At 62.5% G+C, this 18,577-nt stretch carries 14 protein-coding genes; 5 read left to right on the top strand and 9 right to left on the bottom strand.

Annotated elements, in window-relative coordinates:
* Positions 1-35: 35 nt before the first annotated feature.
* The 8 genes from QX071_RS04750 to QX071_RS04785 all read right to left on the bottom strand — a co-directional run bounded on the left by QX071_RS04750 (position 36) and on the right by QX071_RS04785 (position 10,193).
* Positions 36-1,277 (bottom strand): O-antigen ligase family protein, encoded by a 1,242-nt coding sequence (locus QX071_RS04750; RefSeq protein WP_315702030.1) that lies wholly within the window; start codon positions 1,275-1,277, stop codon positions 36-38.
* 126 nt (positions 1,278-1,403) lie between these two features.
* The gene (locus QX071_RS04755) at positions 1,404-2,378 is read right to left on the bottom strand and encodes a glycosyltransferase family 2 protein (RefSeq protein ID WP_315702029.1); all 975 of its coding nucleotides are present in this window, start codon (positions 2,376-2,378) and stop codon (positions 1,404-1,406) included.
* On the bottom strand, positions 2,375-3,592 hold the full coding sequence (locus QX071_RS04760; RefSeq protein WP_315702028.1) for a glycoside hydrolase family 16 protein: 1,218 nt from the start codon (positions 3,590-3,592) through the stop codon (positions 2,375-2,377). Before QX071_RS04760 ends, QX071_RS04755 begins: the two co-directional genes overlap by 4 nt.
* Positions 3,589-5,844: a glycosyltransferase gene (locus tag QX071_RS04765; protein ID WP_315702027.1), complete on the bottom strand. Its 2,256-nt coding sequence runs from the start codon at positions 5,842-5,844 to the stop codon at positions 3,589-3,591. The genes QX071_RS04760 and QX071_RS04765 overlap by 4 nt, the downstream gene beginning before the upstream one ends.
* A complete protein-coding gene (locus QX071_RS04770; RefSeq protein WP_315702026.1) occupies positions 5,841-6,902 on the bottom strand; it encodes a glycosyltransferase family 2 protein in 1,062 nt (353 codons plus the stop codon). Before QX071_RS04770 ends, QX071_RS04765 begins: the two co-directional genes overlap by 4 nt.
* A gap of 4 nt (positions 6,903-6,906) precedes the next feature.
* Positions 6,907-8,028 (bottom strand): glycosyltransferase, encoded by a 1,122-nt coding sequence (locus tag QX071_RS04775; RefSeq protein ID WP_315731330.1) that lies wholly within the window; start codon positions 8,026-8,028, stop codon positions 6,907-6,909.
* Between the two features lie 181 nt (positions 8,029-8,209).
* The gene (locus tag QX071_RS04780; protein ID WP_315702025.1) at positions 8,210-8,944 is read right to left on the bottom strand and encodes an FkbM family methyltransferase; all 735 of its coding nucleotides are present in this window, start codon (positions 8,942-8,944) and stop codon (positions 8,210-8,212) included.
* A gap of 40 nt (positions 8,945-8,984) precedes the next feature.
* On the bottom strand, positions 8,985-10,193 hold the full coding sequence (locus QX071_RS04785; RefSeq protein ID WP_315702024.1) for a glycosyltransferase family 4 protein: 1,209 nt from the start codon (positions 10,191-10,193) through the stop codon (positions 8,985-8,987).
* A gap of 374 nt (positions 10,194-10,567) precedes the next feature.
* Between QX071_RS04785 and QX071_RS04790 the strand changes: the two genes are divergently transcribed.
* From QX071_RS04790 to QX071_RS04800, 3 genes are read left to right on the top strand one after another with little or no spacing between them, the layout of a single operon-like run.
* Entirely contained in the window at positions 10,568-12,025 is a 1,458-nt protein-coding gene (locus QX071_RS04790) for a lipopolysaccharide biosynthesis protein (RefSeq protein ID WP_315702023.1), read from the top strand.
* An 18-nt stretch (positions 12,026-12,043) separates the two neighbouring features.
* Complete coding sequence (locus tag QX071_RS04795; protein ID WP_315702022.1) at positions 12,044-12,964, top strand: glycosyltransferase family 2 protein; 921 nt, start codon at positions 12,044-12,046, stop codon at positions 12,962-12,964.
* A gap of 7 nt (positions 12,965-12,971) precedes the next feature.
* Positions 12,972-13,973 carry a glycosyltransferase family A protein gene (locus QX071_RS04800; protein WP_315702021.1) on the top strand — a complete coding sequence of 334 codons (1,002 nt, stop codon included), beginning with the start codon at positions 12,972-12,974 and terminating at the stop codon, positions 13,971-13,973.
* Between the two features lie 39 nt (positions 13,974-14,012).
* Here the strand turns inward: QX071_RS04800 and QX071_RS04805 are convergent, their stop codons facing one another.
* Positions 14,013-15,485 carry a polysaccharide deacetylase family protein gene (locus QX071_RS04805; RefSeq protein ID WP_315702020.1) on the bottom strand — a complete coding sequence of 491 codons (1,473 nt, stop codon included), beginning with the start codon at positions 15,483-15,485 and terminating at the stop codon, positions 14,013-14,015.
* 460 nt (positions 15,486-15,945) lie between these two features.
* Here QX071_RS04805 and QX071_RS04810 point away from each other — a divergent pair, with 460 nt between their 5' ends.
* Both QX071_RS04810 and QX071_RS04815 read left to right on the top strand, forming a co-directional pair.
* On the top strand, positions 15,946-17,130 hold the full coding sequence (locus tag QX071_RS04810) for an acyltransferase (protein WP_315702019.1): 1,185 nt from the start codon (positions 15,946-15,948) through the stop codon (positions 17,128-17,130).
* Between the two features lie 333 nt (positions 17,131-17,463).
* A complete protein-coding gene (locus QX071_RS04815) occupies positions 17,464-18,501 on the top strand; it encodes an acyltransferase (RefSeq protein WP_315702018.1) in 1,038 nt (345 codons plus the stop codon).
* Positions 18,502-18,577 lie beyond the last annotated feature (76 nt).

Raw genomic sequence — 18,577 nt, forward strand, 5'->3', positions numbered from 1 at the left:
ATCGGGCATTCGTATCAGCTTGGGGGAAGGCGCGATCAGCGCATCGCGCGCGGCTTGATCGCGGCGCTCTGCCCGGCGCGATCCCATGCGGTATTGGCTTCGCGCGCGTAGTAATAGGCGCCCATGAAGATGATCGGCATCAGCGCGAACTGGATGAACAGCTCGACCTCGCCGATCGTCCTCAGCGTCACGAAAGCGATGAAGCCCAGGAAGAAGCAGCCCTCGGGCTGCGGATCGCGCAGCACCCAGCGCACGACGTTGAACACCACCGTGATGACGGTGGCGGCGGCCAGGAAGATTCCGGTCAGCCCCAGCTCGACGCCGATCTCCAGCCAGAGATCGTGAAAGTGGAAGCCGGACCGGGTGTAGATGTAGAAGAACGCCCAGAACTGTTCGGCCGCCCGGTTGCCCTCCACCCAGAACGCCTGCAGGCCGACCCCGCCGAGCGGATGGTTGGCGATCACGTCGGTCGCATAGGACCAGAGCAGGGTGCGCCCGGTCAGGCTGGTATCCTTGCCGATCGACAGCAGCAGCACCTCGAACAGATTGTCGACCGAGAGAAACGCGATGCCGAGCCCGGCCAGCACCACGACGGCCGCGATCAGGATGGTCGAGATCCGCGCATTCGCGGACATCTGCCGCAGCAGGAACGGGATGAAGGATGCGAACAGCGCCACGCCGGCGCCAAGCAACGCGCCTTCCGACCCCGCTGCGATCAGCAGCGACGGGGCGCCGAACAGCGCGCCGAGCGCAACGAACCGCGTGATTTTCGGCTGCTTGCTGTCGAGCATCACCCAGCAGCTCGCCAGCATCGCCAGCGCGACCGCGAGGCCAAAGCTGTTCTTGGCGCCGAAGATGCCGGTCTCGTATTGGCTCGCCACCACCGAGGCCAGGAAGGCGTACATCAGGTTGGCGATGTAGCGGTAGGCCGGCAGGCTCTGCGCAAACAGGATCGCGATGTAGATCGTGATCGCGATCTGCGCGGCGGCGCGGGCCGACAGCGCCGGCTGATCCGACCACACCATCGACAGCGCGCCGAACAGCGGCAGCATCCAGGGCAGGAAATTCCAGAAGATCACCCGCTGGGCCTGCAGCGGATACAGCCCGCTGTAGAGCAGGGCGGAGCCGAGCATGATGACGGCCGGAATGGTCGGGACGGCCTGGATGAAGGCCAGCGACACCGCGCAACAAAGCCAGGCCGCCCAGGCGATATGGCGTTGCCAGTTCGCGCTGCGCAGCACATCGTTTCTCGCCGGATTCCTCGCCAGCAGGCTCATCCTGATCCAATCACATGCACCGCGCGTCCCGCGCGGCGGTTCAAAGCAGGCGATATAGCAGGCGGAGGCCTGCGCGCCTATATTCATCGTGCCGGGTAGGCCACCCCTCCCGACAGGCCGGGTTAGTTACGTCATGCCGAGCAGCCTGCGGCTGCGCAGCACCACCTGCTCCAAGAGGCGGCTCACCAGAAAACTGCAGGTGCTCCAGCGGATCAGGAACGGGGCCAGAAACGCGCCGACGTCGCGCGCCTTCACCGCGTCGATGACGTTGAGCCACTGCACCCGCGCATCGATCGATTCATAGTGCTGGCGGATCAGCCGGCGCTCGTCCGCCGTCAGTGTGGTCAGGCGCAGCAGGCTCTTGTCGCTGTCGCGCAGCCGCTCGAGATCGCGCTTGGTGTGGTTGCCGCTCAGGGAGCCCGCGCGGACGACGGAGACATAAGTGGCGGACGGGATCACCCGGAACACAGCGCCGGCCGCGAGCGCGCGCGCGTAGAGCGCGAAATCCTCGCCGAGGCGCAGCTCCTCGTCGTAACGCAGGCCGTGCTGGACCAGGAACGCCCGCCGCAGCATCGGTTTGAGAAAGCCGTATTCCTTGCGCAGCCGCCCGGCCTGGCTGATGTTGCCGGCGACAAAGGTCGCGAGGTCGAGCGTGACGGTTTGATCGAGGCCGAGCAGCGGACTGCCGTTCGCTGTCTCAGCGCCTTCCCTGACCTGCAGCAGGTCGTCCGCGACGAGGTCCGCCCCGTCGGAGACCGATAACAGGCCGCGGAGGCGGTCCGGCGCGAAGTAGTCGTCACCGTCCAGGATGGTGACCCAGGGCGCATCGGACAAGGCCAGCGCGCGATTGCGCGCCGCGGCAGGGCCGCCATTGCGCTCCATCCGTTCCAGATGCAGCCGGGCCCCGAACTCGTCGATCAGAGCTGCGACAACCGCTGCCGTGTCGTCGGTCGAGCGGTCGTCGACCACGATCACGCGATTCACCTCCGGCGCTGCGAGCGCGGAGCGCACCGCTCGCGCGATCGTGCCGGCGTTGTTCCAGACGGCGATGATGACGTCGACTGAGGCCGGCAATATCCGCTCCGATCGCTCCGCGGTCATTCACTTGCTCCTGACCGCTCCGTCGGCAGGGGACGCGTATAGGCCCGCACCCAGTCGATCGAATAGAGGGCGGGAAACTTGGTCCACGCATTCGGGGCCCCGGGCCAGCCGCCGCCGACCGCCAGGTTGATCAGCATGTACATCGGCTGGTGCAGGTCCTGCGGCGTCGGCGCGCTCGCGACTTCTATATCGTCGAAGAACCAGTTGATCGTGTCCTTGGTCCACTCGACCGAATAGGTGTGAAAGTCGGCCGAGGCATCGGGAATATCGATCGGCTTGGTTTCGAACGAATGCTTGCCGCCGGCATTGCTGTGCCAGGACATGTAGACCTTGCTCGGATTGTCACCGAGGATTTCCAGCACGTCCAGTTCGGGCGGCCAGGCGCCGTTCGCGGGCAGGAGCCAGAAGGCCGGCCACAATCCCTTGCCGCGCGGCACCTTAGCCCGGATTTCGAACACCCCATATTGCTGCGAGAAGGATGCCTTCGTGGTCAAAAGTCCCGATGCGTAGGAACGTCCCCAGGCGACGCTGCGCACCTTCTCGTCCAGCGGCTCGGCGACGATGTCGAGTTTGCCGCTTCCTGTCCGGAACGGATTGAGGTTCAGGCTGGTCGATCCGGTCCCGGCGAATTTGGGATCGACATAGACTTCGAGCTCGCCATTGTTCACCAGGGTTCTGCTGTGGACCGAGGTCGGGCCGCCATAGCCGAAATTGGTCCGCCACCGTCCGGGCGACGAGGCACCGTCCTCCAGGTCGAGGCTCAGCTGGTCGAACTCGTCGGCGAAGCTGGGCACGAGACCGCTGCGATCCAACTCGATCTGAACCGAGCCAAGAACGTCCTTGTCCGCACCGACGACCGTCAACTCCTGGCCGCCACCGAGATCGATCACAATATCCGGTCCGGCAGTGGTAGCACGAGCTCGCAACTGATCGAGGCTCAGCGCGGTGAAGCCGACCAGCCTGATCTTCTGCCCGGCAGCTGGGTGGAATTCCTCGATCCGCTTGCTGCCTTGGCCCTTGCCGATGACGAACACGTGTCCGCGTTCGGCGCTGGTCAATACCTCGGCGCTGGCACCTGGTCGCTCATCGGCATGCGCGGTTGCGCCGGACATGATCCCGGCGATCGCAACGACAAACAGCCAGGCGCGCGGCCGCAGCGGCATCCTCGCGCGGTTGGCGGAGCGGGGCGTTGCTGGTCGAGTATTGCGTTTCATGATGCCGTCCGCCGCAGACCTGCGTCTGCCTGTTGCGTTGCCGTCGCCTTGATTGCAGCAACAATGCCGGCATACGCCTGCTCGGCCGAAAAATGCTGCTTTACCGTCTTCAGCCCGTCCGCTCCCAGGCGCTTGCGCCGCTCCGCGTCGCCGAGGAGAGCGATCACCGCAGAGGCAAAACCGGGCGCGGTGTCTTCGACGAAAACGCAGCCGCTCACGATGTCGCTGACGCCCTGCAGCGTGGTCGATGTCACCACCATGGCCTTGCCCTTTGACAAGCCCTCGATCAGCTTGATCTTGAGGCCGGATCCGGCGCGGAGCGGCGAAATCACGACCGATGCTTCAGCATAGAGGCTTTCGAGATCGTCCACGACGCCCAAGAGCCTGGTTGCGACGGGCGTGCCGGAGACCGCGTTGCAGACGCTCCCCGCTATCAGGAGTGATGCGTTCGGCCTTTCGCGGCGAATCCGCGGCCAGCAGGTCTCGATGAACCAGTTGATCCCGTCGCTGTTCGGCGCAGTCGAGCTGCCGACGAACAGCACGATGTCAGCTGCGCCCGGCTGCGGTTCGCTAACGGGATCGGCGGCAATCGGCGCGAGGACGATCTCATGACGAGGCAACTCCCGCTGCAGCATCGCCGCCTCGTCGCGCTGAATCGCAACCACGATTTCAGCAGCGGCAAGCATGCGGAGTTCCTGCTCGAGGGAGAGCGAGGCCACAGTATCAGCGGCATTCAAGCGTGCAAATTGCGAGGCACGGCTTGAAAACAGATCGTGCATGATGACGACGCGACGCGCATCGGGCCGCAACGCATAGGGGAAGGCGTCGGTGAGGAAGCAGTAGTCCGCGATCTGGACGTCCGAGATCGAGGGCGCCTCGCGCGCGACAAAGATCTGATCCTGCCGTGTCATTGGCTGGGCTATCGCATAGGGGGCGGGCTGCGACAGCGGGCGCGAAAGCATGCCGCTGCGAAGAAGCAGGCGGTCGAGAACCGCCACAGATGCCTTGATCGCCAGCCGCGGATCGCGCGCAATCACATAACGTCCCAGACGAAACGTTCCTCGGACCTTGATGGTCTTGAAGACGTCCATGTCGGCCGAGAGTTTGAGGAACGGCCATCGCCCCATCATCACCGGCGAGGGGACCCGCAAATGAACGTCGTATCCCTTCGCTGCAAGGAAGCCGGCGATCTCAAGGAGGTAGCGCGAGCTTCCGTTGTTGCGTGCCGTGATGCGCTGCCGGCTCAAGATGCAGATCTGCTGTCGCCGCGGCTTTTCGATCGGCTTCGATCGAGGGATACGCCGAACCAAGGCATCCTTCAGCGGAATCCTGAGCAGCGCCGCGGCAGCGGGATTGCGGACCGCAATCCGGACCGCTTCGCCCAGCTTTCGACCCTTGAGGGCCCGCACCAATTCGTCGAAGGCGATGGCGCGCTCCACTGAACGCGCGCGTGCCTCGAACAGCGGCTGCAATTCCGCGGACGGCCACCGCCTGGCCCAGTCCTGCTCGACCTCGCGTATCCGCATCAGCGCAAGTGTATTCAAGCGATGGGACAGGGAGGCGCCGTGGCGTCGATAGAAGTAGCCGAGTTGCGGCACGATCCAGAACCGCGCGCCGGCCAGCAACAGCCGGATCACCAGATTGTAGTCCTCGGCGATGATCAGCCGCTCGTCATAGCGAATGGCGTGCTTGGCCAGGAGCGAGGCACGAATGATCGGCTTGAGATAGCCGAAGGCGGGTCCGCCGCCATAAAGATTGTTGGCCGCGAGATAGTCGCGGGTGGAGAGCTGACGAGGCTCCGTCGCCCACGCTCCGTTCAGGAGCGTTTGCGGCGTCGCCCGGCGTTCGCTGTCGAACAGCAGCAGGTCATCGGCGATCATGTCGGCGCCGGTGGTGTCGCAGGCCCGAAGCAGCGACCGCAGACGATCAGGATGCATCAAATCGTCGCTGTCCATGATCGCAATCCAGCGGCCCCGGGCAATATCGATCGCCCGATTGCGCGCGGCAGCGGCGCCGCTGTTGGTCTTGGATTCAACGAGCCTTATCCGGGGATCGTCGGCCATCAGGCGCCTGACGACGGGAACGCTGGCGTCGGAGGACGCGTCGTCGGAGACGATCACTTCAATGTCGTCTAGAGTTTGCCCGCATGCCGATCGGATCGCATCGGCCAGGAACGCCGCGCCGTTGTAGTTCGCGACGATCACGCTGACCTCGACGTCAGCGCCGGAACGGTCCTGTGCAGCTCCGGTCATGGCTTGTCCGCCGCTCCCAAAGCTGCGGGATAGGTGCTGCGCCCGCCCTGCCGTTGTCGTACGCGTGAAGCTTGGCGCAGGACCTCGACGATGAACCCAAACGAGAAGCCGAGATGCATCAGCATCGCTGCAAAGCCCGCCGCGCCTGCGCAGAGATTGCGTTGCCGGAGTCCTTCGATCGCGCCGAGGCTCAGGCTTGCTGCCGCCCAGAAGAGCGCGGGAACGGCAAAGACCGGTGAGCCCGGCGCCAACAGCGACAGGCACACGGCCGGTACCACCATGACCGGGATCAGCTGACGCAGCTTGGGCCGGCTCCGATGCTTCAGAATGTTCATCGCGCGCCCGCGCCCGAAATTGCGGTACTGCCGGAACAGCGACACCGGGCCTTTCCGTGGGTAATAGGTGATGTCGGCGCCGGCACACAGATAGATGCGAGCTCCGGCTGCACTCAGGCGAGCGTCGAGCTCGGCATCCTCGTTGTGCGAGAATGCCTCGTCATATCCGCCGACGGCGCGAAACGCCTTGACCTCCATCAGCGCATGATGGCCGTGATCGACAAATCGCCCTTCGGCTGCCTTGCGATGCGCCGATCCGCCGTTGCCGAGCCGGGAGTTCTGCGCGGCGGCGGCGGCCGTTTGAAAGTAGGTCGTGCCCGCGGCGATCATGCTGACGACGACCGATTGCGCCCCGGTCTCGGCCTGCGCCCGCAACAGACTGGTGCAATAGCCTGCCGGATAACCGGCATGTGCATCGACACGAACCAGATACGGCGCGAGGTCGCCATATTGTTCGACGGCCCGGTTGACGCCGCTGCTTTGAATTCGGCGTTCGTTGTGAACGATCGCGATGCGATCGTCACGTTGCGCGCACGCCGTCACGATCGCCAAGGTGCTGTCCGTGCTGCCGCCATCGGCAATGACGATCCTGCGCACGGTCTCCGGCGGCTCGGCCATGAAGGTCGCGAGCGTGTTCTCGATGTAGCGCTCCTCGTTGAGGCAAGGGATCACGACAATTGCTGCAGACGGCGCGTTGTGATCGGCTGAGGCTACGTTCGACATGAGGTTAAACTCCTGCCCGAGCGAGACTTCCGAGCGTCTCGAACGATTTGAGAAGTTCGCCGCAGCTCTGTCGGGTCGCCGCCAAATCGGGACTTGGGACGTTGCGCAGCGCCGCCGTCAGCTCCTCATAGCGCGCATCCGTCAAGTCTCGGATGAACTCGGACAGAGATGCCGTGGGATCACCGTCGAGGACGGCGCCGATGCCCCTCTGCTGCAGCCAGCGCGCAGTTTCCACGCCCTGCAATGCGATCGGAATCGCCCCGAAGAACGAACTCTCATAGATCCGGTTCGGCAGCAGCCAAGACGAGTTCAGCCCTTCTTCGAAGAAGTCGATCGCCCAGCTGAAGTGCACGTCGCCATAGAGCTTGGGCAGATCTTCGAAGCGATAGGATCCCAAGAAGCTGAGGTGGGGGCACGCGGCGACCTGCGCCTCGAAATCGGGAAACTCCTTCGGCGACGGCCGGCCGGCGATCCTGACCTCAAGCAGGCCGTTCATCGCCTGCGCAGCAGCACTGAGGATCTCAAGGCTTCGGCGGCAGCGGATCATGCCGAACCAGCCGATCTTCCAGGGCGGACCGCTCGGCCGCGACATCTGGCGATCCATCTCGCGATCGACGAGGAGAACCTTGTTTTCCAGAATCGTGATCGGCCGGTCGAAGCCTCTGGGAGCAAAATATTCGGACACGAAACGCGGAGAACTGGTCAGGATGTGGTCCACATCCCGCATCAGCCGCTTCTCCATCGCGCGCAACAGCCGGTTTGGCAGAGCCCTGCCGAGCAGCAGGCGATGAATATCGAGACACTCATAGATCAGCGGTGCGGATGGCGCATAACGCCGTCGAGCCTTTGCCGCCACGTACAGCATCTCGAGGTTTCGCGCGAGCACCACCTGGCTGCCGCGGACCAGTTGATCGAGCCGACCCAGGTTCAGGCCAGCCGCGGCCACCGAGCCGATCCTGGCCAGGAAGGCTCCGTCCCTGGTCTGACCAAGGTCGACAAACTCACATCCGCTGATCTCATGAGGCACAGCGGCCGTGCGTCGGAATCCGGCAAGCTGCACGTCCGCGCCGCCAGCCGTCAGCATCCTGACGCGGCGGTGAATGGCAGGATCCGAGAGGTCATGCACGAGGTAGGCGATCTTCAGCTTGGTCTCCTGTTCGATCTGATCTCGTGCGTCACGGAAGGATTCTCCATGGTTGCGCCGCGGCTTTTGCTCGGAGGATTAGACGATGTCGCGCCAGTCGGCATCGACAGGAAGCCGTTAAGGCTAACGTCGCGCAGGGCAAACGCGCGGATCGACTGTGTTCTCACGGCGTTTGCTGCAGGAAGAAGAAGTTGTTGACATATCGATCGCCTGATCCAGCCTGCTGCAATGTGACCGCCGTCTCGGCGCTGATCGGCGACAGCCGATCGCTCTCGAGCACAAAGGCGCGATAGCCGAGCTGGGAGAGGTGCTGGAAAACGCGCTGGATCGAGCCGGCGTTGTGGCGCTCCTCGATTTCGATCATCAGATTCGGTCGATCGCGTTCAAGAATCCCCTGCGCGCCGCGCAACACCGCTTCCTCATGTCCTTCGACGTCGATCTTGATCAATCCGACCCTCGCCAGGCCCATGCCGTCAAGCCGACGGGCTGTGACCGGGACCGACTGGAAGGCCGCGCCGGACAGGCTGTTGCTCGGTGCGAGCGTGCCCAAGGCCGCCTCGCCGCCGCCAGCCCCTTCCACCGGTACGCGCAGCTGTAGCGTCGCATCCTCGTCCGACAATGCAACGTTCTCAATCCTGACATTGGCAGGCAGCATGCGGGCAGCTTCCCGCGCGCTCACCGGATTAGCCTCGAAAGAGAGTACCTGAGCTGCGAATCGCGCAAAATGGCGCGAATAGAAGCCAAGGTGGACACCAACGTCGATCACGAGCAAATCTTGCGGTATTATTTTGTGGATGTATCTGATCTCGGGCTCACCAGCCTTCGTATGTAGGTATTGCTGATATTTCAGCCAGTGCCAGAAGCTCGGAGAAAAATCGTGAAGGAATTGAGACAGCATCTCTGCTCCAGTCGGCGCGCAACGCACACACAATGATGAATCAGTTTGAACTCAGGACCTCTTCATAAATCCGCTCCAGGCGATCGACCGTATTGTCCCAGGACATCTTGACCGCCGTTTGCCGCGCTTCTGCGCCGAGCCGCTCCCGCAGGGTGCGGTCGAGCAGCAGACGGCGCATCGCGCGGCAGAGGCCATCTACATCGCCCTGATCGACGAGCAGACCGTTTCTTTCGTTCTCGACCAATTCGGGAACGCCACCCGATCGTGCTCCAATCACGGGAATTCCGGCGGCGAAGGCTTCAAGGATCACCAGTCCGAACGTCTCCTGGAACATGGAGGGCAGCACAAACACGTCGGCTGCCGCATAATAGGAGGGGAGCGCCGTTGGAGAGATGACGCCAAGCATTGACGCGCGCCGGCGCGCCACGGCATTCGTCAGGATCGCGCGAACCTGTTGTTCCGTCGTTTCCTGCGGACCATCGCCGTCGATCCAAAGCTTGCTGCCGCCGGCAATTGCGAGGAATGCATTATCATGCTCCTCCGACAATTTCGAGAACGCCTGCGCAAGCTGAATCACGCCCTTTTCCGGCCGGACTGCGCCTGCAAACATGAACAGCACATCGGAATCCGTGAGGCCGAGTTCGTGCCGCACGCGTTTGCGCGCCTCCCGCCGCTCGTCGCATGACAGCGCGTCGGCGTCGACACCGCTCTGGTTCACGACGATATTTGAGGCTGGCGCCATTTCGCCCGCGCGCTCATGAGACAGTCGCAGGCGACCGGCAACGAAGGAGCTGACGGCAATCTGCGCGCCGGCACTGCCGAGATCCCGCCAATAGCCAGGGGCTGCCGCGGCCAGCGTCGCATCGGCCAGCCCATCGAGCGGGTTATTGTGAAAATGCATGACCTTCGGCTGCTTCCCCAAGAAGCGCGTTCTGCGGTATTCATGCAGGTGGACCAGGTCGAACCGGCCCAATCGAACGAACTTGGTCAGGCTGAGATGCTCGCGAAGGTCCTTCACCTTGCCGCCATAGCTGATCTTCGCCCATGAATAGGGGCGAAGGTGGCGGAGGTTCACGCCCTCCCAGGCCCCGCGCCACGCCGTGGGCGCTATCGACGCGATCGTCACATCGGCGCCGCGCTGGGCCTGAATCCGCGCGATTTCGAGGGCGACGCGCTCGGTCCCACCGGTCGCATCGATCATCGGCCGTTTGGGAACTCGACCGATGCCAAGGAAATGCAGGACTCTCACCGCGCTATCCCGAGCCGATCCGCAAGGCGCCGCCCTTCGTCACCTGCGACGGTCTATCTTCGCCCGCGCCGGCGAAACCCGGTAGCGTCCACTGGAAATGCTTCATCTACTGGTCTACTTTGTCGATCTCAATATCGATATTTACATCTGGACGGAACAATCGAGCGTCCATGATCCATACCAAGCTGCGCGGGGATGGATCGATAATTTTCGGTCTTGTTCGAGTGTCTGAATTTACTGTGTCTGAATTTACTATGAATCGACGATGATATGCGGCTTATATCTTCAAGCGTGTCTTCTGTACTATTTAGGACCGGAAGTCGAGCGCATCCTTGCGTCGATCGATTTCAGCGCAAAGTGGTAGGATCATAGTAGTGTCGCTCCGACGGATCGTCACCGGTACGGCGTTTGTGTCGTCGGCCAGCGTCATTCGCATCCTTGCCCAGTTCATCGCGCTTCCGATCCTGTCGCGGCTGCTGAGTTCGACGGACTATGGTCTGGTCGCGATCGCGTCACCGTTCATCGCCTTCGCGATGCTGATCACGGACGCCGGCCTCGGCATGTCGCTGGTTCGATCGACGCCGCTCGAAGACGATACGGCGTGGTCGACGAGCTTCTGGGTCATCTTCTCGCTCGGCGGAACTCTCGCGGCGATCCTGCTGCTGTTGTCGCCACTTGCGGCCTATGCGTTCGGCGAGCCGCGGCTGCATTTGATCGTGTTCATCCTCTCCTTCACCATCGCGGCGCAAGCCGCGGCTGTCATTCCCGGCGCCGCCCTGCAGCAGTCGCGCCGCTTTTCCGCGGTCGCGGTGATCGAGATCAGCTCGACCCTGCTCGGGATCGCCACGGCCGTGACCGCGGCGTTGCTGGGAGCCGGCGTATGGTCCCTTGTCGCCCAGCAGATCGTGTTTTTCGCGGTCCGGCTTGTCTTGACCTTTGCCTGGTCGCCCTTCCGTCCCCGCCTCGTGTTCAATGTTGCCGCGATCAGGCACCATCTGATCTTCGGCCGCGATATCCTGAGCACGAATCTCATCGCCCATGTGTCGGGATCGATCGACAATCTCGCCATCGGCGGCGTACTCGGCCCGACCGCGGTCGGCTACTACAACATGGCGATGCAGTTCATCCGGCTCCCGACCACGGTCATCACCGGTCCGCTGCAATTCGTGCTCTACTCGCATTTGGCGACCATCAAGGACAATCTGCCGGCGATCCGGCGGACCTTCCTGCTGATCACCCGTATCCTCGCCATTCTCGTCATTCCTTCGCTCGGCATGGTCGCAGCCGCTCATTATCCGGTCTTCAAGATCGTCTTGTCCGAGAAATGGTCTCAGTCCGGCACGCTCTTCATGATCCTGGCCGGGGCCGGCGCAGTGCAGGCCATGATGGCGCTGGGTGGCGACATCATGTTGGTGCTTGGCCGCTCCGATCTGCGTCTGCGTACGACGATCGAGTTCAGCTTGATCTGGTTTGTCGCGCTGCTGCTCTCGCTTGCGATATCTCGCGACATCCACTGGGTGGCCGTGGCCTATAATTGCGCGGTCGTGCTCTACATGCCGCGCACGCTGAGCATCGTCCTCTCCCTGATCAAATGTCCCATCACGCAATATCTGGAGGCCATGGCGGTTCCGGCCCTCGTGACGCCTGCGACCATCTTTCTTTACGCCGAGATCGTCCGGCTTTGCGCACCTTCGCTCTATGCCGACGTCGTGATCGCGGCTGCCCTGACCCTTGCCACGATGGCCGTCTGCATCTTGATTCAGTTGCGTCCGCTGCGGGATGAAAGCGTGGGGGTCGCGCTGCCGTTTCGCTCGAACCCCGTTACGCAATGAGCTGAGCCGGCCGCTGCCATGAAGCTCTCCGTCGTCATCTGCACCAGGAATCGCGCCCATGCGATCGTTCATTGCCTGGAGTCGATCGACGTCGCGGCGCGCCGTGCCGCGCTTACCGACGCCGAGATCGTCATCACGGACAATGGATCGAGCGATGGTACTCCGGAGGTGGTGCGGAACTGGGCGGCCGGAGCCTCGATCGCAGTCCGCCTCGAGCATGAATCTCGAACCGGGATCACGATCGCCAAGAACCGCGGCCTGCGTGCGGCCCGCGGCGAGCTTCTGGTCCTGACGGATGACGATTGCCGGCTGCAGTCCGACTATTTCGTCCAGTTGCTGCGGCTTCATACAGCCGATCCGACCCCGGCACTCCGGGGCGGACGTGTCGAACTCGGCGATGCCACCGACCTGCCGCTGACGATCAAGACCGATATGGCGCCGCGCCGCTGGCATATCGACGATCGCTCGGCGTATTATGAGAACCTCGGCAACTGCTTTCTCGGATGCAACCTGTTCATGACGCGAGCCGTCTATGAGCGTCTCGGGCCTTTCGATGAGCGCTTTGGCGTCGGAGCGATTCCCTCGGGCGAAGACACCGACTATATCTTTCGCGCCTACATCGCCGGGCTCCGGCTCGAATACGTCCCTGAGATCGTCGTCTATCATCATCATGGACGAAAGCGGCCCGAGGCTGCGCGCCGATTATGGCAGAACTACATGATCGGTTCGGGAGCGCTCTATGCCAAATACATCCTGGCCTGCCCGTCATTGTGCCGGCAGCTGCGTTGGGACCTGAAGGATTTCGCGCGCGAGATCATAACGCGCAAAAATCTGTTCCTGCCTGAATACGACTTCTCCTACGCCGACAAGATGCGCTGCTACGCTGCCGGCGCCAGGCACTTCCTTGCCAGCTCGCCGCCACGCGCGCCAGTTGGATAGCGCGCAGATGACCGTCGTCGCCGTCGTCATTCCCTATTATCAGAAGAAGCTCGGCATTCTGCGCCGCGCTCTGCAATCGGTCCTCGGTCAGGTCGTCCCGCCGTCGGTCACGGTCAGGATCATCGTGACCGACGACGGATCTCCCGTCCCGCCGGATGGCGAGCTTGACGGATTGCTCATCACGCCGCCGTTCGAGCTGCAACTGGTCCGGCAGGCCAATGCGGGCGCGGCAGCTGCAAGAAATGGCTGCCTTGCGGCGGTCGCCGACGACACCAGCTACATCGCATTCCTCGACTCCGACGATCTTTGGGAGCCGGCGCACCTTGCCACCGCGCTTGCGGCACTGGATCGCGGATACGATTACTATTTCTGCAACAACCGCCGGGTCGGCGGTCATGAGTCCTATTTTGCGCAGACCGGATTCGACCGTTACCTTGCCGCGCAGGGGGCGCCGCTGGCCGATGGCCTCTATGCGCTCGATCCGGCGAATTTCATCTCCTTTTCGCTGCGAGCCTGGACCTCGCTCACGCCGACGGTTGTCTTCCGTCGCTCCATTGCGCCGGATCTCCGTTTCGATGCGTCACTCCGGGCCGCCGGCGAGGACTGCCTGTTCCTGCTGCAGCTGATGGGCCGTGCATCCCGAATCTGCTGCGCGACGGCGCTCAATGTGACCTGCGCCGAAGGTGTGAACATCTTCTACTCGACCTACAATTGGGATGATCCGGGGCACCTTCCGCGCCAGATCGGACAGCTCCTGAAGTCCTATCGCTTTCTCCAAACGTTGCCGCTCGCGCAAGCCGACCGCGACTATGTTCAGGCATGCATCACGCAGGAGCGTCGCAACATTGCATTCTTCTTCCTGCGCGCGGTGGCGAAAAAGCGGCTGAATGCGCTCGCAGATATCCATCGCCTGATGCGTGACGACCCGAGCTTTTGGCGCTGGTTTCCATTCAGCGCGGCCTCGGTCGCGGTGCTGTTTCCGTTGCGGCGCTTCTCGCCGAAGGATTGAGCGATACGCGGTCGAGCAGCTGGGAAGCGCGGCTCTGCCTTAGCCGGCGCAGGCTTCCAACTTGGCCGCGAAGCTCTGAACATCATCAGAGCCCATGATCTCTATGCGCGGCAGCCGCAGCGGATTGTCCTGCAGCGTGGCTGCGGCGGGATCGCATGTAAACGCGAACTCGTAGCCGCAGGTCGGCAGCACCCGCTCGACGAGCCGGTCATAAACGCCATAGGGGTAGCAGAACGCGATCGGTCGCCGTCCCAGCGCGCGGCCGATGATCTCGGCCGACATCCGCATGTCCTCGTGCGACTCGCGGACGTCCAGCCGCGAAAACCGACGGTGCATCAGCGAATGACTGCCGATCGCCACTCCCGCTGCCGAAATCTCCGATAGCTGCTGCCAATTCATCAGCGGCTCGGAGCGGCCGAGTGTCTGGTCCCAGTCCGAACGGCCGCCGACCTTGCCGGCAACGACGAACATCACGCTCGGAAATGCGAACGTCCGGAGCACGGGCCAGGCATGATCGTAAAAATCGCTGTAGCCGTCGTCGAACGTGATCAGCACAGGCCGGCGCGGCAATGGACCACTACCCTTGCTCGCAGCCTTCAGGACATCGAGCGAAAGCGGCGTGAAGCCCTTCTGCTTCAGCCATCCCATGTGTTGTTCGAACTGTGCCGGCGTGACGCGGTAGCGCGAAAGCTCGGGATCACCGTCGTCGGCAACACGATGATACATCAGGACCGGAATGGGCGTGTCGGGGAGAACGCCAGCAACGTCGGTCGCCTCGGGTGCGCCGGAACGGCGCAGCTGTTGCGCCAGGCATGCACGGACGCCAGCCGACAAGGCGGCCTTCGCGTCGCCCTTCAAATGCTTGGGCAGATCGCCGAGCGATCGCCGGTGCAGCCGGGACATGGCGCTGCCGATGGTGGCGGTCCAAAATCGTCCGCGCCCAACCAGGTGACGTAGCGACGCCGATAACGGCAGGTCGCCGGCCTGATCGAGGATGGCTTGCCCGAAAGAGATACGGGCCGCGCCTTCATATCCCGTCAGAAAGACGAGGCCGAGATGATGGCCGCCAAAGTTCAACTGCACGGCGCTCGGACCGCTCACGCTGAAGCCGCTCTCGCGCGGCTTGCGGAGGTCGACCTCCAACTCCGCAAGCAGGTCGGCTGACGTGTCGCGGGTGCGGCCAAACTCCAGGCCCAGCCCGTGCTTGGCTGCGGCCAGCGCGGTCGCCCTGACGCGGTCGCCTCCTGGCCAATCCAGCACTTGTGCGATCAAGGCTTGAATCGCCGGCCGCCACCGTTCCCACGTGTCCCCGTTGATCGGTCCACGCTCCGGCTCATCGCGCATCGCTGCGGCGATGACCTCGCCGAGATAGTCCGGCCGATATTCGGGCAATGACCGCGGAAACGTAAGGAAGCCATCCTCGATGGGGCGTGAATGGACAATGCCCCGCGCCGCCTGCCGGATGCGCTCGAGGTACTCGTCCCAGCTTGATGCCGCGGCGGTGCCGGCCATCTGAGTGTCCTCATCAGGAAGAGATTGAAGCATGGCGAGTGCGACGTCTGATAATCAAGGATCGCGTCTCCACCCTGACACGGTCGGACCGGAAGCACGACGCGGCAGAGGGATCAAGCTTAATCGGCCGACTAGAATACCATTTTCGGGTCTTCAGATTGTCCTCGCGCCGAAGCGGTCGGCCGTGCTGACGGAATTCATACCTCTCCTGCAAACGCAGCTTGACGTGAAGGTCAACCTCCAAGCTCTATCAGAATCAATACGTTATCCGAACCCCGATATTCGTACGAGCAGTTGCGGCGCCATGATGCGACCGCCGATGTCGCTCCGCGCGTTTAACCAATCTATCCGGATTTCTCCGCATTGCTGGCATCTTTCTATCAGTTGAGTAATGTCCGGATATCATCCAAAGATGCAGGTGGTTCGGGTAATTGTCGTGAGGGGATGACCGGAGGTGGCCTTGGCTGCGAGTTCTCAGTCCCGACTTGATCATCTCGATTCCATCAGAGGGATCGCGTCGGTCATCGTTCTCATTGCGCACGTCTGGGGCATGAACGCCGATGCGTTCCGCTCGTCACATCACCAGCTCGGCCATGCGACCGGCTCGTTCTCTGACTTCCTCCTCTATTGCCTGTCGCGGCTGGAGGAGGGAGGCCGTTCGGCGGTCATCCTGTTCTTCGTTCTCAGCGGTTTCGTTCTGGCCCATTCGCTCAAGAGCAATCCGGTTCCCTATGGCGGCTATGTCGTCAAGCGCGTCTTCCGCATCTATCCGGCCTTCTTCGTCGCGATCCTGATTAGTTTCCTGTTCCACAGCCTGATCGGCATCCGGCACGTATCGGACTCCGAGTGGGCACGGACCGGGGTCGATACGGCGGATACGTCGCTGCCGATGCTGCTGAAGACATTGCTGTTATGGGGCACCACCGCGACGCACGGACTTGACGGCGTCGACTGGTCGCTGGTTCACGAAATGCGCGTGTCGCTGATCTTCCCGCTGCTTTTGCTGATCGTCGCCCGATACAGATGGTTGGCCGTTGCCGGCTTCCTGCTGCTGTCCGTCGTCTGTACCGAAGCAACCTTCCTGCATCGCGGGCTGGTGCTGACGGGATTCCAGGAATCGACGCTGCCCAAAACCCTGATCGACACCAGCTATTTCATTGTGTTCTTCGCGGCCGGAGCCTGTCTCGCGCTCGACCGGGAGAAGGTCACGGAGCTCTCGACCATGCTGCCGGGCGTGGTCAAGGCAATTTTGGTCGCGGGAGCTGCGTTCACATTCCTAAAGACGGACGCGAATTTGCACACCGCGGCCGGATGCGTTCTCGATTATCTGCGTGGAATTGGCTCGCTGGTGGTTATTGGTCTGTCGCTTGGTGCGGGCTCCTTCCAGCGCGCGCTGCAACACCGCGGCCCGGTCTGGCTCGGGCGAATTTCATACAGCCTCTATCTCGTTCACCTCCCGATCATCTACCTCGCGGATCAATTCGCCTTCGATTGGCCCATGCTCGTGAAGGGGCCGCTGGTGATCATGCTGTCCATCGGCGCAGCCTTCGCGCTGGCGGAGCTGGTCGAGTTTCCCTCCATCAAGTTGGGCAAGAGGTTTGCCGTGCGGCAGCAGCCGCACCTGGCTCCGGTGGCCCCAGCCTGAGATATTCGCACCGGTTCGCGAGCTGCTGGGATGAGGACTAGCCAGGAAGGGACATGGGCGCCGGCAACGGCTCCAGGTCTCGATCGGATCTCATCCATTGGGCGATGATGGAAAACAAAACAACTTAGGGTGTGTAGCGCGATATGGCAGTCGACCCTAGTGATCGAACGGCGTTGAAGACGAGGCAGGCCCAACGTATTGTTACATAACTTGGCTATTTGCCAGCCGACAGACTGAAACCGTTTTCGCGCGCCGGATGCAGGACGGCGCTCATATGGATGTTTTCGCCCGTGCATGTGACAGCGTCACGGGCAAGATTTTGAGTTGAGAGCGATGGCTGTAAAGAAGCAGGAGCTACTGACGATCCAGTATTTGCGCGGGATCGCCTCTCTCTTCATACTTGGATACCACCTGACCCTCCGTTACGGCGGCACGATCGCGGTCGGCGGCTTTCGGACCGATTTGTTCTTCGTCATCAGCGGTTTCATCATGTGGGTCATCACGGTCGATCGCACGATCGATCCCGGGACCTTCATGCTTCGCCGCGTCATTCGCCTGGTGCCGAACTATTGGCTCGCCACGATGGCCACGGCCCTCCTGATCCTGGTCAAGCCCAATTTTACCTACGGTCACGAGCTTGATCCGTCGCGCTTTGTAGGCTCGCTGTTCTTCCTGCCGACCTTGTCGCATGATCGTATTCTGCCGGTGGTGCTGCAGGGCTGGACGCTGGTCTATGAGATGATGTTCTACGTCCTCATTGCCGCGTCGCTGCTCGTTGCGCAGCGCTATAGGCCGCTCTTCCTTGCGGCGGCTCTCGGCGCGCTGGTGATTATTCACGCGCTGCTGCCGGAGGCCCATTTCCTGTCCCTCACCAACCCGAACATTCTGCTTGAGTTTCTTGCCGGCGTGCTGCTCGGGGTCATTTGGAAGAAGTCGAGCCTCGGCATCGGATGGGCGTTGCTGTTTCTTGTGGCCGGTCCGATCGGATTTGCGCTGTCCGAATATTATCGCCCGGACGTTCTTCCGATCCTCAAATTCGGCATTCCGTCCGTTCTGATGGTTGCGGGTGCGGTGTACTACGAGAAGAGCAGGGGAGTGCCCGATATCGGCTTCCTGCGCTTCCTCGGCGATGCCTCATATTCGATCTTCATCTGGCACGTCTTCGTTTCGATCATCATCGATGGCTTGCTGCTGCATTTGCATCTGCCGATCGGCATCCAATTCGCGCTGGAGATATCAAGCACGGTCGTCCTCAGTTGCCTGATCTATGTCTGGATGGAACGTCCGATGACGGACTATCTGCGTGCCCTGATCGACCGCAAGCCGTTGCCGCCGGTCCGGCCGGCCGCCATGCAGCGGCAGATTTCCTGACGATTATTTCGTCGTGACCTGTCCGTGGTCACGCCGGTGCGCGCTGCCTCCCGGGAGTTTGGCGGCGCGCTCCCTC

Source organism: Bradyrhizobium sp. SZCCHNS1022 (genome assembly GCF_032484835.1).
Lineage (GTDB): Bacteria > Pseudomonadota > Alphaproteobacteria > Rhizobiales > Xanthobacteraceae > Bradyrhizobium.

Excerpts from the sequence above, each read along its gene's own strand:
- QX071_RS04750 (WP_315702030.1), bottom strand. The coding sequence starts at position 1,277 with ATGAGCCTGCTGGCGAGGAATCCGGCGAGAAACGATGTGCTGCGCAGC.
- QX071_RS04755 (WP_315702029.1), bottom strand. The coding sequence starts at position 2,378 with ATGACCGCGGAGCGATCGGAGCGGATATTGCCGGCCTCAGTCGACGTC.
- QX071_RS04760 (WP_315702028.1), bottom strand. The coding sequence starts at position 3,592 with ATGAAACGCAATACTCGACCAGCAACGCCCCGCTCCGCCAACCGCGCG.
- QX071_RS04765 (WP_315702027.1), bottom strand. The coding sequence starts at position 5,844 with ATGACCGGAGCTGCACAGGACCGTTCCGGCGCTGACGTCGAGGTCAGC.
- QX071_RS04770 (WP_315702026.1), bottom strand. The coding sequence starts at position 6,902 with ATGTCGAACGTAGCCTCAGCCGATCACAACGCGCCGTCTGCAGCAATT.
- QX071_RS04780 (WP_315702025.1), bottom strand. The coding sequence starts at position 8,944 with ATGCTGTCTCAATTCCTTCACGATTTTTCTCCGAGCTTCTGGCACTGG.
- QX071_RS04795 (WP_315702022.1), top strand. The coding sequence starts at position 12,044 with ATGAAGCTCTCCGTCGTCATCTGCACCAGGAATCGCGCCCATGCGATC.
- QX071_RS04800 (WP_315702021.1), top strand. The coding sequence starts at position 12,972 with ATGACCGTCGTCGCCGTCGTCATTCCCTATTATCAGAAGAAGCTCGGC.
- QX071_RS04805 (WP_315702020.1), bottom strand. The coding sequence starts at position 15,485 with ATGGCCGGCACCGCCGCGGCATCAAGCTGGGACGAGTACCTCGAGCGC.
- QX071_RS04815 (WP_315702018.1), top strand. The coding sequence starts at position 17,464 with ATGGCTGTAAAGAAGCAGGAGCTACTGACGATCCAGTATTTGCGCGGG.